Annotated in this window: 10 protein-coding genes and 1 tRNA gene; 2 read left to right on the forward strand and 9 right to left on the reverse strand. The window is 57.7% G+C overall.

Annotated elements, in window-relative coordinates:
- Window positions 1-82 precede the first annotated feature (82 nt).
- Entirely contained in the window at window positions 83-3,208 is a 3,126-nt protein-coding gene (locus tag JT51_RS10220) for an ATP-binding protein (RefSeq protein ID WP_160175174.1), read from the forward strand.
- Here the strand turns inward: JT51_RS10220 and JT51_RS10225 are convergent.
- From JT51_RS10225 to JT51_RS10250, 6 genes are all read right to left on the reverse strand, one after another.
- Window positions 3,205-4,602: a Dyp-type peroxidase gene (locus JT51_RS10225; RefSeq protein WP_037311463.1), complete on the reverse strand. Its 1,398-nt coding sequence runs from the start codon at window positions 4,600-4,602 to the stop codon at window positions 3,205-3,207. The genes JT51_RS10220 and JT51_RS10225 overlap by 4 nt on opposite strands.
- Entirely contained in the window at window positions 4,599-5,315 is a 717-nt protein-coding gene (locus JT51_RS10230) for a hypothetical protein (protein WP_037311466.1), read from the reverse strand. The genes JT51_RS10225 and JT51_RS10230 overlap by 4 nt, the downstream gene beginning before the upstream one ends.
- 4 nt (window positions 5,316-5,319) lie before the next feature.
- Window positions 5,320-6,333, reverse strand: a complete 1,014-nt coding sequence (locus JT51_RS10235; protein WP_037311468.1) for a catalase — start codon at window positions 6,331-6,333, stop codon at window positions 5,320-5,322.
- A gap of 132 nt (window positions 6,334-6,465) precedes the next feature.
- Complete coding sequence (locus JT51_RS10240) at window positions 6,466-7,515, reverse strand: patatin-like phospholipase family protein (protein ID WP_051927475.1); 1,050 nt, start codon at window positions 7,513-7,515, stop codon at window positions 6,466-6,468.
- A 161-nt stretch (window positions 7,516-7,676) separates the two neighbouring features.
- A complete protein-coding gene (locus JT51_RS10245; protein ID WP_152563325.1) occupies window positions 7,677-9,911 on the reverse strand; it encodes a CHASE2 domain-containing protein in 2,235 nt (744 codons plus the stop codon).
- A 100-nt stretch (window positions 9,912-10,011) separates the two neighbouring features.
- A complete protein-coding gene (locus JT51_RS10250) occupies window positions 10,012-11,058 on the reverse strand; it encodes a FecR family protein (RefSeq protein ID WP_235216147.1) in 1,047 nt (348 codons plus the stop codon).
- A 298-nt stretch (window positions 11,059-11,356) separates the two neighbouring features.
- Here JT51_RS10250 and JT51_RS10255 point away from each other — a divergent pair.
- Window positions 11,357-11,446: transfer RNA gene (locus tag JT51_RS10255), tRNA-Ser, on the forward strand.
- 257 nt (window positions 11,447-11,703) lie between these two features.
- On the opposite strand, the gene JT51_RS10260 is transcribed toward JT51_RS10255, so the two are convergent.
- The 3 genes from JT51_RS10260 to JT51_RS10270 are packed head-to-tail and all read right to left on the reverse strand — an operon-like array spanning window position 11,704 to window position 15,450.
- On the reverse strand, window positions 11,704-13,248 hold the full coding sequence (locus JT51_RS10260; protein ID WP_051927478.1) for a sensor histidine kinase: 1,545 nt from the start codon (window positions 13,246-13,248) through the stop codon (window positions 11,704-11,706).
- Window positions 13,233-13,925 carry a response regulator transcription factor gene (locus tag JT51_RS10265; RefSeq protein ID WP_037311472.1) on the reverse strand — a complete coding sequence of 231 codons (693 nt, stop codon included), beginning with the start codon at window positions 13,923-13,925 and terminating at the stop codon, window positions 13,233-13,235. The genes JT51_RS10260 and JT51_RS10265 overlap by 16 nt, the downstream gene beginning before the upstream one ends.
- Before the next feature lie 13 nt (window positions 13,926-13,938).
- On the reverse strand, window positions 13,939-15,450 hold the full coding sequence (locus JT51_RS10270) for a DUF4173 domain-containing protein (RefSeq protein WP_235216148.1): 1,512 nt from the start codon (window positions 15,448-15,450) through the stop codon (window positions 13,939-13,941).
- Window positions 15,451-15,648 lie beyond the last annotated feature (198 nt).

The following is a 15,648-nucleotide window of genomic DNA, read 5'->3' on the forward strand; positions in this document are numbered from 1 at the left end:
GTGTTGTACACCGTTAAACAACATGGGGGACAACACAGATAATCCTGCGCGGCAGTCAGCAGATCTTGGCCAAAGACGCCAAGTGTCGGTGCTGTTTGCCGATATGGTCGGATATACGGCGATTGTCGCAGGGCTAGAGGACGAAAAGGCCCTGGAATTCGTCCGCATGGTCTACGAAAAGCTGGTGCGCGCGGTCGAGGATCATGGCGGCACGGTGCGCGACTTTGCCGGCGACAGCATCATGGCGCTTTTCGGGATACCAGACGCACTGGAAGACCCCGCCCTGCGTGCCTGCCGCGCGGCAATGTCGATCCATGAATCGTTCAACGCAGCTGCGGCAGACATCGAAACCCGGTTCGGGGTGCGCCCGACCATGCGTGTCGGGGTTAGTTCGGGCACAGTCCTGATGGCGGCGGTACAAGGCAAAGGCAGCCCGATCACAGCCGTGGGCAGCACGGTAAATCTGGCTGCACGAGTGGAAAACCTGGCGCCATCCGGCAGCAGCCTGGTGTGTGATACCACGCGCGGACTGGTGGAATGGGTGACCGAGCTGAGCTTTTTCGGCGAGCATCAGATCAAGGGTCTTTCCACCGCACAGAAGCTGTGGCAGCTGCAATCCATTCACGACGACGCAACCCGCTTTGATGCCTCGGTCGCGCAGGGACTAAGCAGTTATGTTGGCCGCACCAATGAGCTGAACGCGATGTCGGCTGCGCTGACCCGGTCAAAACCCAGACGTTCGATCATTGATCTTGTGGCAGAGCCCGGGCTGGGTAAAACGCGCCTTGTCTTTGAATTTCTGCATCGGGTGCTGGCAGATGACGTCACGGTTCTGACCGGATATTGCTTTGCAGACGGACAACAGATTCCATTCCTGCCGTTTCTGGAGATCATTCGGAAGTCCTTTCAAATCCGGGATGTGGACAACCCGCTGCTGGTACAGAAAAAGCTGGAAATTGGCCTCAATATCTTGGGTATGCTTTCGCAGCAGAACCTGGGCCTGATGATGAACCTTCTGGGGTTGGAACCCCCTGTGGGGTCTTTGGATGGATTGGACGGCGTTCTGATCGGTTTGCGAACGCGCGGGCTGATGATGGACCTGCTGCGGGAAAAATGCGCCCGCGACCGGGTCATTTTGTTGATCGAAGACAGCCACTGGATTGACAGCGCCTCAGAAGACCTTCTGGCGATCATCATCGACGACCTAGACCTTTCAAACCTGTTGATCATTCAGACACGACGCCCAGAGTACACGCCGGATTGGCTGAACCAAACTGGCGTGATGCGCGTGACCCTGAACCCCTTGGGGATCCGGGATATTGCCAATCTGGCGCAAAACCGCCTTGGGGTGACCGATCTGCCGGGCGGCCTGGCAGAGCAGCTGACCGAGCGTGCCGGGGGAAATCCACTGTTTGGTGAGGAAATCCTGAGCTTCCTGCTGGATCAGGGGGTTTTACGCATCGACGGGGACACGGCATGTTTCGACGCCGAGATCAGCGACAGTGGCCTTCCCATCACGATGCGCAGCTTGCTGACCGCCAGAATTGAACGCCTTGCCCCCGAGGACCGCGAACTGCTGCAGGCCGCCGCTGTGATAGGACGTCGGTTTGACCCTGGCTTGTTGTCGCAACTTATCGAGAACGCCAAGGACGCCGGTGCCGCGCTGCAAAGGTTGCAAACGCAAGACGTATTGTACCGCGAGGTGAACTCGTCGGATTACGTCTTCAAACATGTGCTGTTGCGGGACTCGGTCTATGAAAGCCTTGTTTCGTCGCGCCGGTCGGAATTGCATCTGGCCATCGCAGACGCCCTTGCCTTTCGAAACGCAAACCGCCTGCAAGAGGTGGCCGAAACGCTGGCGTATCACTATGGGCAGACGGATCGCACGGATCAGGCATTTCGGTACAGCGCCATGGCCGGCGACAAAAGCCTGGGTGTCTATTCGCTGGACGAAGCAGATCGGTACTTTGTGTCCGCCTTAGAGCTGTATCAAAGCGACCCGGACTGCGCCACGCACGAACAATTTGCGCAATTTCTGGCCAGCTTTGCGTTGTGTTCCAATATCTCTCTGCGGGTCAAAACGATTATTGATCTGGCGGGCACAGTGCGCCCGATTCTGGAGCAGGTGGGTGACAGCCAGCACCACGCCTTGTTTCTGCACCACTATGTCTCGTGCCTTGTGTGCAACGGCAAATACCACGAAGCGCATTGGGTACAGCGGGACCTGACAGAAATGGCCCAACGTCTGGGGGATCCTGCATCCCGGGCCTATGCCATGGTGAACGAACTTTCGGTGTCGATCTATCATCAGCCCATTGAGAACGCGCAATTTGAGGCTCGCAAGCGGGAAATCGAAGCCGTCCTGGAAAAGATCGACGACGCCTATATTCAGAACTTCTTTCTCGCGACGGTCGGTTGGAACGAGCTGACCCGTGGTCGTGTGGCACGGGCCCATGCCACCTCGGACCGGATGATCGCGGTTGGAAAATCCAAGAATGACCCGCGCGCGCTGGGATACGGAAAAGCGATGAAGGCGCTGATCGCAATGGTCACGGATGACCATGAGCTGGCCTTTGAAATGGCGGAAGAAGCGCGCCAAGTCTCGCGGGCCGAGTTTGAGCTGGCGATTGCCAAGGCCGCCTGCGTCGGCGCCATGGTGCCGTTGGAAAAGCCGGACGCGATCGAGACCATTCAGCAGCATATCAAGGCGTGTGACGAAAAAGGCTGGGCGTTGTTCACCTTTGGCCCTGCAACGATGCTGGGTGTGGGATATGCGATGAACGGTCAGGTCGCCGACGGGCTGCGACAGGTTGAATCGGCCATTCAGAAACGCACGGATGAGGGCACCTTGATATCCGCCGACTGGGCCCGCCTGTTCCTGTGCGAGCTGTATCTGGCCATCCTGACCGGGGAAGGCGGCGGTTCGTTGGGGGTTCTGTTTCGAAACTTCTGGTCAATCGTCTGGGTCATGTTGTTTGGCGAAAAGCGGCTGGTCGCAATGGTCGATCAGGTGCGCAAGAACCCTCAGTTTGACGACCGGGGGCATTACATCGCCCGCTGCGACATGATCATGGGGCTGCTGTACAAGGCCAGAAAAAAGAAGGCGCAGGCCATCGAATACCTGACCAAGGCCCGCGTCATCGTGGAAACCGCCGGGCATTCCCCAATGTTGACCCGTATTGATACCGCTTTGGCCGATCTCGCCTAACCCGTCAGTTCCGACAGATATTTAATCGCCGTCAGGCTGGGCAGGAACGTGTAAGCTCCTCCCCGTGTTTGGATCAGGCGCGGAAAGCCGTGCAGGCGGATAGATCCCCCATCCGGCAGTGTCATGTCGAACCAGCTGGTTTCCGGTGTATTGGCCCCAAGCAGCGGATCATTTGCACCGGTGATCGTGGGATCCTGCAGACCAAGGTTGATCCAGTCGCACATCACCGCCTCGAACTGCGCGCCAATATTGGCGCCGATAAAACTGCCAAGCAGGCCGCGTTCTTCGGTATCGGGGTTGCGCGGGTCAAAATCCGGGCCATAAGACATGCCCCGACGCACCAGCCGCCGTGTATAGTTGGCGATGCGCTGCACAATCGGGCCGCCCCGGGGATTTCCGCGCCGCAGATGCGATCCCGCCGGGCAACGCGACGTATGCGAATAGTCGAAATTGGTCAGCGACACATCGCCTTCGGGCCATTGTGCATCGGGTGACAGCTCATACGGGATGCCGTTGCGCCAGCGCCCACACATCTGCGCGGCCGCCACCTCGCGCAGCGCGCCGCGCTGGTCGAGGCCCTTGCCGATGCGTTCCAGCTTGCTGGGGTCGGCCAGCATATCACGCTTTGGATGTCTCATCAGCTCATCCGCTGCCTGATCCAGATAGCCTTCGAACCCGGCTGCGTCCTGCGCCAGCACACGGAAGGCATTGAACGAACCGTTGAACCCCAGCGGATGAGGCGACGGAACGCGAAACAGAACGCCTTCCTGCGTGGTTGGATAGCCCAGCAGCGCGGTGCCCAGCGGGTCTATGGGTTCGTCCACGCAGACCTGTTCCGGGTCATAGACCTGTTCGAACCGCGGTTGCGAGATACCGTCGACATAACCAAAGAACACCTTGCCCTCGGGCAGGTTGCGGCCGTTGCGGACCCCCAGAATGGTAAAAGCCCGGGCGACCTGTTGTTCGACGCTGTCCAGATAATCGGCGGTGTCGGAATGAACGGATGCAATCAGATGCACTCGGTCCGGCTGATCAAACGGTGCGGGCCAGTTTTCCGGCCCGCTGTCGCCGAAATCACCCAGCTTTGCCGCGCGCTGCGTCATGCCCTGCGCGAACTCGGTGGGGAAGGTTTTCAGATGGTCAGGCGCGGCGCCCAGCGCGCGCAGGCCCGCAAAGGTGATACCGATGTTAAAACAGAACGGCGGCTTCACATCCCACAACAGGCCGCGGGTGATGGCAGGAACCGTGTCGCTGCCACCATCGGCGGCAACGCCAAGGAACCGGCGGGCTGCTGCGCGGTCGGTGACTTCAAGGATCAGATGGCGCACCAGATTGCGGCGATACCCCCGCAGGATGTTGCCCTGAATATCCGCGAGATCAAGTTTCGTATTCACCAGCCCTGTCCAAATTTTTGGCGCACCTGCGCGGCTGAAATTCCGGGATAGGCGCGATACCCGCCCCCCAGCGAAATATTGCGGTTCGCATGAAGCTGCAGAACAAATTCACGCGGTAGTGTGACCAGCTTATGCGGCGGCTCATTCGGTTGCAGACCTTTGGCTGCATCCTGCAATCCAAACAGGTCGGTGGGAAAATCAGCAGCCTGAAACAGGTCATGCGCGTGTACCCAGTCAATGAATTCCTCGACATTCCGCTCAGTCGGGATCAGGTGTTCGGCCCCCTCCACCAACGAGATCACATCGTTGAAGACACTGCCGATCGTAGTGATGAAGTCACGGATATAATTGCTGAAATCCCCGTCATAGACAGAAATCATGCAGATGTTGTTGTCGATCAGCAGAAACCGCGCAAAGTGGACCGTGCCGACATTGTCGAGCCCGGCAAAAATCTCATCAACGTTCTGTGCGATGGCCAGCGTCGCCCGGGCGCGGCCAGCGGGGGACGGGTCCTTGAGGGGCATGATCAGGTTCATCATGCGCTGCAGGTTCTCGCTGGGCTGGGGCGACGGGCGCGGACCGCCGGGCAGTTTCGGCTTTGGGTCGCGCCAGTTCCAATAGGGCACAACGATATAGCGGGACAAAAACCTGAACCACCCCCGGTCCGGCAGGCTGTTGACATAGCTGTTGAACCAGCTGTTCCGGCTTGTCATGATCTTAGCTCTCTGAAAATGGGCAGGGTGCGCCGCCGCGCCACGCGCTTGAGATTTTGTACGAGTCGATCCGCACCTTCAGCACCGGATCGTCCGATGCCGCGATACCATCGGTCAGCAGACCCGGATTGAAGCTGAGCTTTTCCGACAACCCGGTCTGATCCTCGGGCACGGCATTCAACGTCAGCGTTCCCATCATGATCCGTTTGCGGTGCGGCGGCCACGGGCGGGACGAATTGTTGAAATCATCCCCGATCTCACCAATCGTCATCATCAGTGAAAACCGGGCGGTTTCTTTGGCCAAACGCTTTTTCAGCTCGGCCCGCAGGTAGTCATCGACCGGCGGCTCTGCCGGATTGGTACTGAGAACGCCCGCGATGGGTTGCCAGGAAAACCGCACCCAGCGGCGCGTGCCATCTGCCCCGGTGACAACAAAGGTGTGAACCGCGTGATAGGCGGCACGTACATAGCTGGTTGGCGCGCCGATCTGGGCCGCCTGCAAGACACCCAACTGGGAATAGGCGTTGCTGTCGGCAAACGCGATGGCACCTGCGTCCGGGCTGATGGTTTCACCGGGGTAAGGATCGCGCGCAGGCAGGATCAGTTGCAGGTAGTTTGCAATTTTCCGCCAGGGGGATTCACCCTTGTACAATTTGGGTTCGGCCTCTTCGGCGAACTCCAGAAAGGTTTCGGGCGTCGGCGCAAAGAATTCAGGCAAGGTCATTGCGATCAGGTCTGTGTCGGTGCCGTCGGACAGATGAAAGCGTACTGCCATACCACGCACGTCCGACCAGCCATCATGCACCACCGCGCACCCCGATCCGTTCGAGAACCGCACGATCACGTCGGTTTTTTCCGCCTTGAAATGATCCGCGACACAAAAATTTTGGGCGATAGGAGAAGGTTTGAAAAAACCTGTCGCGCTGATGCCGATCGTGTGCACGGGTCGCAACGCCAGATCGCCATCAGGGCGCTGCAATACCTCAACCAGCTTCTCGGCAATGCCGGGATCGCTCATCCCTCTCTCCCCCTTTTCACAGCTGACGTTGATAACTTGTGAACTGCTTTGCGCAAACATTATGCTCTGCGCGTTCAAAGGCAACAAAACGCTTGGTGAGGGGCGGTTTGGCTGCCCCCTGTGGCGCTGCGGCTACCATTTGTTCAGCATATCCACGGCGTTTTCCCAATCCTGGCTTTGCTTGCTGGTCTGGAATGCGGCCTCCATCAGCCGATAGGATTCGGGTTTATGCGTCGCCAACCCAACAACTTTGGGAAGCGCAGGGTTCAAACGCACCAGCCTGTCCTTCAAAACCAGATGCGCCATCCAGTACTGATTTTCCGCCGAAGTGTTCAGCAACAGTTCAATCAACGCCCCCCTCGGGGCGTTCGAGGTAATGCCGAACCATTTCAACAACCCCCAATCGTCGGGATTCTTGATCATCTGTTCCGAGATATCGGTCGGCTGCTGGCCGGTGCCGATGGACAGGGCCTCGATATCCTCAAGCCCGTGCGCGCGATTTGCGGCAATGGCGACGTTGATCCCGTTCATCACAGGGTTGTTCGCAAAGGTTCCACCATCGGCAAAATACCCATAATCCGAGCCCCCGGCCTTGATCAGATGCGGTGGAAAATAAGACGGCGCGGCCGAGCTGGCCATTGCCACATCCAACAGCCGGACCGCGCTCATATCCAGCCAGTTTTCATGTTCAAGGTTCTGGTTGGTGAAGGTGAATGGCGCCCACCCGACCTTGTCGCTGCGATGCAGGCAAACCGTGTTGATGGCCAGAACAAGCTCCGGCGACAATGATCCGATGGTCCGATCCCCGACAAGCGATAGCCCGATTTCCTCAAGGCCCGATGCGCTATACTGCGAGGCCGTGATGCCAGGGCCGCCGCCCAGTTTGAACCGCTTCAGAACGTCATCAAGAGCACGGTCCAGAAGGGTGCGTTCGTTTTCCCGGAATATCTTGTCAGCGTCATCGCGGTAGTGCGCCGCCAGCTTGCCGACCAGTTGCCCCATATCCTTGCCCCGGGTCCGCCCATCTGCCAACGCGATGGCAGTCAGCCCGCCGGTTGACGTGCCTGCGAACCCATCCGCCTTGTCCAGAACCCCGGTTTCTTCGTGCAGGCTTTGCAGGGTCAAGCAAGTCAGATACCCCCTGATCCCCCCGCCGTCGCAGGAAACCAACTTGAAAACCATCCGATGCGCCTCGTTCTTTTTTGCTTTCAGCCGCCAGCGTGACCTTTAACCAGATCGGCACCAAGCGCCGTGTATTCTTCTGTGCCCCCATCATGAGGAAAACCGCCCATAGCGCAAGAACGCGTCGCCCCCTGCCCGAACAACGGATACGCCAGATCGGCCTAAACGGATGTCTGCCGTTCCCGGCCATGATGGCTGAACATCAGCTGGCTTCTCCGGACGTCCGAACGGAAATCCGCCGTCCGGCCATCCAATGCGCGGTAGAACCTTTGCAACCCAGGCTCGACATGTTCCGCAATAACCACGCAGTCCCGACATATCTGCCCAACCGTTGACTGAGGTTGCCGATCCCTGATTGCCGCGATCAAGGCCTCATGAGTAGCTTCGAGCTTTTGATAATTGGGGTCTTCAAGCAAGGTTCGGTTTCCGACCAGGACATAAACCGGCTCAGGATCGGACCGCCCCTTCAGATCAACAAATCCGGCCTCAAGCATGGCGAGGTCTTGACGCGTGGTGTCATACACCGAACTTGAGACGAGGATATCATATTCGACATGGCGGCAGCTTTGTTCGATCCGCGCCGCGACATTCACCACGTCGCCGATAACAGTATAATTGAACCGCCGCCGCGAACCGATATTGCCAACGCAGGCCTGACCGGTGGCACAACCAGTCGCCAGCGCGATGGGTGGACGGCCCCGCATCACGTCGGACGCGTTGAATTCAACCAACGCCTCGCGCATCAGCAACGCCGCCCGAGCGGCACGTCGCGGGTGATCTTCGACCGGCAGAGGCGCATTCCAAAACGCCATGACCGCGTCACCGATGAATTTGTCGATCGTGCCCCTTTCAAGCAGAATTTTGTCGCCAACCTGTGAGAACAGTTCATTCAGCAAAGTGACAAGATCGGTTGCTGAAACCGACTCGGACAACGGGGTGAACCCCCGGATGTCGGAAAACATGACGGTAATTTCCTGGGTTTCACCGCCAAGCTGCAACTGATGGCCCGAGACCTCCATCTCATCCAGAATTTCCGGCGCAACATAATGCGAAAATATCTGCCGGATCACGCGTTTTTCACGCTCGGTCGAAATGAACAGATAGCCCGCCAGCAGGCCGAAATTGGCCATGCCACCCAGCAAGGGAAACGTGACATCGAACAGCACCAGCTGGTTCTGAAAGGCAACCCAACTGACCCCCAGAACAACGGCTGCCGCGATCCCCCCCGCAACAAACGAGGCAACCGCGCCAAAGCTGGACATTACGACAATCACCACCACCCCAAGCAGGACAAATGACAGCAATTCCAGCGCCGCCGTCACATCCGACCGGCTCAGCATTTCGCCGGTCAGGATCTGTTCAAGAATTTGCGCGTGGATCGACACGCCGGGGACAGATTCGCCCAGCGCCGTCTGATGCATATCGAACAACCCGGGGGCTGAAGTTCCGATCAGAATGATCCGACCTTCGATTTCGGCGCGCAACACCGGGTCTTCCGACCCTTTCATGACGTCATCGGCAGACAGATAAAGTTCAGGGCGGTCCCGCCTGTACCTGACCCAAACCTCGCCATTCTCGGTGGTCGGCAGGCGGAAGCTGCCGATCTCAACCGCCAGCATGATGCCGGTCTCATCTGGTGTTCCTTCGGCCAGGATGACCGGCTCGCCCATGGCGATCCTCAGCGCTTCGATGCCAAGACTGGGAAGGGGGCCGTCCGGTCCACCCCATAGAACCGGAACACGGCGGACGATCCCAATCCCGCCCAGGGGCGAAACATTCACCCCGCCTATACCCGTCGCATCCCGCCCCAGCGGCGGCGCCGGCGGCGTCCAGTGTGGAACGGTGACCAGCCCAGCAGTCGGTGCTTCGCCGATTTCGATGATACCTGCCTTGGATGTGACATCCGGGCCGTCGTGGGTCAGCCGCGCCGCCGCGCCCATGACAACGGGCCATTTCGCGATTTCCGATCCGAACAATACGTCGTTGTCCAGGTTTTCGGCTTCGCGGCTGACCGACAACATTCCCGCAAGGGCCGGATCAGTCAAAAGCCGGGAGGGTGAGTATCGGTCAGGTTCGATAAACAGCATATCAAACGCGATGGCTGCCGCGCCATGTTCACCCAGTCTTTGAACCATCTGCGCCAGCAAGGTCCGGGGCCAGGGCCACTGCCCCCAGTTCGCCAGTGATCGTTCGTCAATATCAACAACCCGAACAGGAAGATCCGGGTTGTATTCCCGGGGTGAAATACGCTGAAGAATATCGAAATAGATCAGCCGCGACATCCGCACCGGATACGGATCCATCACCCGAATGAAACACCCAAAAAGGATCAAAGCCAGCCCGACAAGCTGAAAGGCCCGCCGCCGACCCGTTCTTTCTTTGGACTTCACGGTCACGTCAGCCTCCAGACGCGGTGGACAGTGTCCCAGTGACGCCTTGAATGTGGTTTGCGGCTACCGCACAGGCATTTGCCACGCGGCACCGCCCGTTTCGGTCTCAGCCACTGTTGCCGCCATTGCCGCCGGGGCTGCCACTGCCGACCCCATCGCCAGAAGTGCCACCGCCGCCCCCGATCGTGCCACCGTTACCGTTGCTTTCGCCAACAATGCCACCGCCGCCACCGCCAATGCTGCCCCCTTGGCCATTCCCGCTGTTACCGTCGCTGTTGATATTGCCGCCGTTACCGTTTCCGCTCGGGGTGCCGCCGCCGATGCTGCCGCCGTTGCCGCTCCCGACACTGCTGCTCTCGACGCTGCCGCTGTCATCGCTTTCTGTCTCAGAGGGTCCGCTTTGGGCGGCGGAATTCACTTCCGAGCGCTGCGACCGCTCACCCTGACGCTCGGGCGCGTCCGATTTCACCGGCAGCAAAGGCAAGGATTCCGCAGCGCATCCTCCGAAATCCACCTGCAGCGGCGCCAACAGTTTTTCCTGAGATTGAACAAATGGGAACCCGGCTTTCAGTGCCTTTTCGTACTGCTCTTGATCCGCAGGACGCCCAACACCGCCACCTTGCGTCGTGGCGAACAGATTGCATTGACGTCCTGTCGACCGGCAGCTTCCGGTTAGGCTGCACATCTCGACCTTGCCTTCCAGAACCAGCATCGCACTTTGGGTGCCAGACACCACCCACATATCAAAGGTGGTACCGCGCACGGCCATGGTCGCTGTGGGCGTCTTGATGGAATAGGCCCGTTTTTTGCTTTTGCCGGAAATGAACCGAAAGCTGCCGCCCAGGGCTTGAACCGCAAAGCTCTTGGCCTTTCGATTGCCCCGCAACATCGTCACGTCCAGCACCATTCGCGCGTTCGGTCCAATCGCAATTTTGGTTTCATCCACGAACACCAATTGGACAATCCCTTTGCCGTCGGTGGAAATTGAATCCCCGGACGCGACCCCCATGCCCTTGCGCAGAGGCTGTGATTTCCCCGAGCGGGTAAGTTCTGCACCTTGTTGAACACCTATGACCGTACCGATTTCGGCCAGAACCTTTGGCGGCAAAATCAAAACGTAACACGAAACAATAAACACTTTTAACCAGGCCAAACTCTTATCCCTTCCCCCAAAAGGTAGATGCTGAGCGCTATGCACTCCCTGCCCGGTCGGTGCCTCACGAATTCCGTTTTTTGAATTAACTGCAATAAAATCTAGACAAATATGCATTAAACCTTGTGCGTTTGGCAAGTTTTCTGTGCGAAACGCAGGGAAACCGCCGTGAACTTCTGGTTATTTTGCAGCGTTTCGCTGCCTGATACGCGCGCCACACGGTTCGGTCAGAGAAAAATGTAAAACGAGTGGAAAATCGTCTTGTATCTGGGCGACGGGCAAGGATATACCGGCCAACGGAGACGTGGCCGAGTGGTCGAAGGCGCTCCCCTGCTAAGGGAGTAGGCCCGGAAGGGTCTCGAGGGTTCGAATCCCTTCGTCTCCGCCATTTCACTATTTGCGGTACTGATCGCGCTCGCGAAAAGCGATTTGCTCTTTGAAAGAGCTCGGTAGATCCTGCGCAATTGATGCTACATCAAAATAAAGCTGTCATTCGTCACGAACGCTTTCGAGAATGGGTATCGATGATCAATAATCCTTTGGTTGCAGTATTGCACCCAAGCAAGGATTCGAGACGCAAGAACGACCGTCATTGATTAGGCGTATGGCCTGATGTCAATATTCGCCACAAATCTATGAAGGCAATCAATCAATTGTATTGCCATTGAACCCGATCCGGAATCGTGCACCTGTCGGGTATGGCTCAAGTTTTATGCAACCGTCTAGTGCTTCGACGATAGCTTTCACAATGTTCAGCCCCATCCCAGTGCCACCTAGGTCTCGGCGGGTGGTGAAGAACGGAGTCAAGACTCTGTCGCGATTACCGTCACTGATCCCCTTGCCGTTGTCCGTAATCGTTAGGTGCGTTCCGGAAGAATCCGACGAGACTTCCAGAGTTACATCGTCGGCTCCATGCTGCTGAGCGTTCTCCAACAAATGTGTCAGGACGATCTTCAGCGTGTCCTGATGTGCCGGCAGGGGGACTTCGTTGTTCAGAATATTGATCACCAATGAGTGGAACTTCATCCGTATGTCATCCTCGATTTGGGTCAGGCTGCATGTGCCCTCGATGGCGTTCTGTTCGGCCAGGCTGAAGGCCCGCATACTGGCTAGTAGGTCTTCCATACGGGCGGTGTCTCGGTCGATATTGTCCAGAAACCGGCTCCTCTGCACCGATGTCATCTCAGCATCACGCAATAGCTCAACGGCCCCCTTCACCCCGGTGAGCGGAGATCTTAATTCATGGGTCACATGGGCCGTATAGCTCTTCAGGGCGTCCTGCTGGCTCTGGAGCCGTCCTGTGAGGGATTGGAAACTACGGCTGAGGTTTTCGATTTCTCTGGTGCCATAATGATTCAGGGGCTCCCACCGTTTGCCGTTCCCGGTGGTCCGGGTGCGATGGATAAGTGTCTGGATCGGGCGGGTAATGAAGCGCCAGAAGATGAAGCCGATCAGACCCGTCGAGACTATGATGAACAGCCCTGCCTTGGCCAGGTTGAATCGTTCGCCGTAGAAGAACCGGAAGATATGGTTCGGGGTGCGACTGATATAAACCGCCCCGATGATGTCGCTGTCTATGACGACAGGCATCGCGGTGAAGACCCTGACCCTGGTGCCACGGCTGAAGGCATAGAGGACCGGTTCAGGGGTTTCACGGATGCGTTCTCGGGCGACAGAGGCGATTTCACCCTGAAGTGCTCTAGCAACCTCGTCCACATGAAGCAGGGAAAGGCCGACTTCGGCACTCCCCCCGATGACATTCCCATTTGGATCAAGCAGCCGGTATCCGGCCAGCGTGTTTACTTGGGATGCCGCCGCGATGCGGGACAGTTCGGGACCTATCTCAAGATAAATGACGTCGGGATTTTTGGTAATGGGAACAGCGTCCGGGCGTGGCGGAAGGATCGCCTCGGATTGCATCGACAAAGAGGGAAAGACCGGAGTGTAATCCTGTTGCTTATCCGCGTTGGTAGCGTCCCGACTGGTTTCAGCCCGATAGAGTTCAGCATAGACTGCCGCCATTACCGACGCCTGCGTCAGCAGGCTTTCCTCAGTCTGCTGGACAAGCTGGTTGGCATAAAACTTGAACAGAAACAGCCCAGCGAAAGGCAGGCACAGGACCAACCCCAGCACCAGCAGCACGACGGCCCAGAGGCGAGGACGCCATTTTCCTGTCAAGCTGTCTGGCACGATCCCATCCTCAACCCTACGCCGTGGACCGTCACAATGCTTTCCGCACAACCCGCCCGGGCCAGCTTGCCCCGGATGTTACGGATGTGGCTGTCGATGGTGCGATCCGAGACGTGGATGTTGTGGCCGTAGATAGCATCAACAAGGCGTTGCCGGGACATGACGTTGACCGGTTTTGACATCAGGGCCTCAAGTAAAGAGAACTCGGAGGCGGTCAGAGAAACCTCTTGCCCCGCCACCAAGCAAAGATGCCGGTCAGGGTCGATCCTGAGATCACCATGGGATAAGGCAGGGTCTGAAGGCACGGCATTTGTCTGGGTTCGTTTCAGGATCGCTTTGATCCGGGCGACCAGTTCACGGGGCGAGAACGGCTTGGTCACGTAGTCGTCCCCGCCGATCTCCAACCCTACGACTCGGTCGATCTCCTCATCCCGGGCGGTGAGGAACAGAATGGGTAGGTCCGAGGTCTTGCGCAGTTCCCGGCAGACCTCCAACCCATCCATCTCGGGCAGTCCGATATCCAGCACCATGAGGTCGGGTTTGCCGGTGCGGGTTTGCTCCAGAGCGGCCAGACCATGCTTGGCAAAGACAGCGGTGAACCCGGACTTCTCCACAGCAAATCCGATCACCTCACGGATATTCGGATCGTCGTCAACGATGAGAATTTGGCCGGACATCAATCACCTGCTCCTAGAATTCCCCGGCAAGATAGACCTGAAGCCGCCATTCGCGAAAGCCCCAATCCCGCCAGTCGTCGATGGGGGTATGCAAGGGCATCTCACGCCCATATCCCGAGCACATGGTCTTCCCGGTCGTCCTGTCATGCTCAAGGATCAATGGCAACGCTTGTTCACCCAGTCCACAGAGATAGCGGGTATCGAGCCGACCGATAGTGTTTGAGTGGTGCAGATTGTAGTCGGCGATCACCCAGGCAAAGTTGACAAAACTGCACAGATAAAGCGTGCTCATCAATACGGCCAGATTTGACCTCACCAGCCATCCGACACTGTATGCCTTGGTGATCTGAACGATGATCAGGACCAGCCCCACAAACACCAACCCCATCCAGACGAAGGCCGCGACCCGCAAGTAGGTGAGGGTGTAGGCTTCAACATAGAGGCTAAGCCGAAACGTTGCCGTGATGACCAGAAACAGGTTCTGACCTAGCCACAGGAACAACAGGTTCTTCAAAAACCGGCTTTCGCCGATCATCCTGTGCGTGGTGACGGCAAACACGCCGGCCAGAAGCGCGGTGGCCACCAACGGATAGGCCCCACGATAGGCGTAACGGGCAAAGGTCACGCCCTCTGGAAGTGACATACCACCGATCAGCACGCCGATATCCATGGCGGTTTGGACAAAAAAGAGGATGTTGAACAGGACGAGGGAGTTGCGAACGGATTCGGCGCTCACCAACGACGCCAGCCAGGGCATCCGAAGTGACTTGAATTTGGGCGTATTGGCAACTGGACCGAGCCAAGATTCGCTTAGGTTCAGGTAGGGCCAGATAACCGACGCCACGACCAACCAAAAGGAAACCCGAAGCATCTGCTTGGCCGTCAGGAATTCCAATCTTGCGAGCCGATCCAGGAACCGCTCCAGGATCGGATTGGCCGAGGTCAGCAAGAACAAGAACACCAGCCCGATCCCTAACGGGAGGATCAACGCCCTCAGTTGATGCTTCCATCCCGCCGCGCTCTGGGCCCCCCTCACCTCCTCGACCAAGCCGATGGGCAGCAAAACGGCTCCGACGGTTGATATCCGGATCATGGCCCATAGGGCTTGCCACCATTCGACAATCCGCCCGTAACTCACCCAAACGACCAGGACGACAATCCCGATTCCGGTGAACATAAGCGACAGCGGTTGAATCTGTTCGACAACGGGTAAGTTGCAGATGAGTTCACATCCCAATGCGATCACCCATTCGCGATGTGTCACCCCGCCGGACCTCATGGCCAAGATTGCGGCAGACAGAACCAGAGCAAACAAGGCAATAGACAGTCCAGGGCTGTGACCCCAAAACAGCCAGTCGGCCAGCAGAACCAGGACGAGCAATACTGGGATGGTCACGGGGTGACGAAGAGCAGTGGTCTTCTGCGGCGTTTCCTCCTGCTTGCCGGTGTCACCGCGTGCGTCAGCAACACTGCATGCAAGCCACCAGCCATCCAGCCGAATACAGTCTGGCACACCATTGATCACAAATTGTCCGCTCATCTTTCCCTCTTTCGAAAATCAGGTTTCTTACGAAAGATTATGGGGAGCCGGTGTGAATTTCGCCGTGGTGGTTTGTGTAGGCGTCGAGGCTCTTTTGCGCAGAATTCGTGCAGGAGAATTCTAATCCGGCACAATCCAAGTATGTTGCCATGAGGTGCCGGCAACGCGATGATACCGCCATAT

Origin of the sequence: Ruegeria halocynthiae (assembly GCF_000743705.1) — a bacterium.
In the GTDB taxonomy this organism is placed as follows: domain Bacteria; phylum Pseudomonadota; class Alphaproteobacteria; order Rhodobacterales; family Rhodobacteraceae; genus Ruegeria; species Ruegeria halocynthiae_B.

Bases quoted from the DNA above. Each gene is read 5' to 3' on its own strand.
- JT51_RS10230 (WP_037311466.1), bottom strand. From the start codon at position 5,315: ATGACAAGCCGGAACAGCTGGTTCAACAGCTATGTCAACAGCCTGCCG.
- JT51_RS10235 (WP_037311468.1), bottom strand. From the start codon at position 6,333: ATGAGCGATCCCGGCATTGCCGAGAAGCTGGTTGAGGTATTGCAGCGC.
- JT51_RS10240 (WP_051927475.1), bottom strand. From the start codon at position 7,515: ATGGTTTTCAAGTTGGTTTCCTGCGACGGCGGGGGGATCAGGGGGTAT.
- JT51_RS10265 (WP_037311472.1), bottom strand. From the start codon at position 13,925: ATGTCCGGCCAAATTCTCATCGTTGACGACGATCCGAATATCCGTGAG.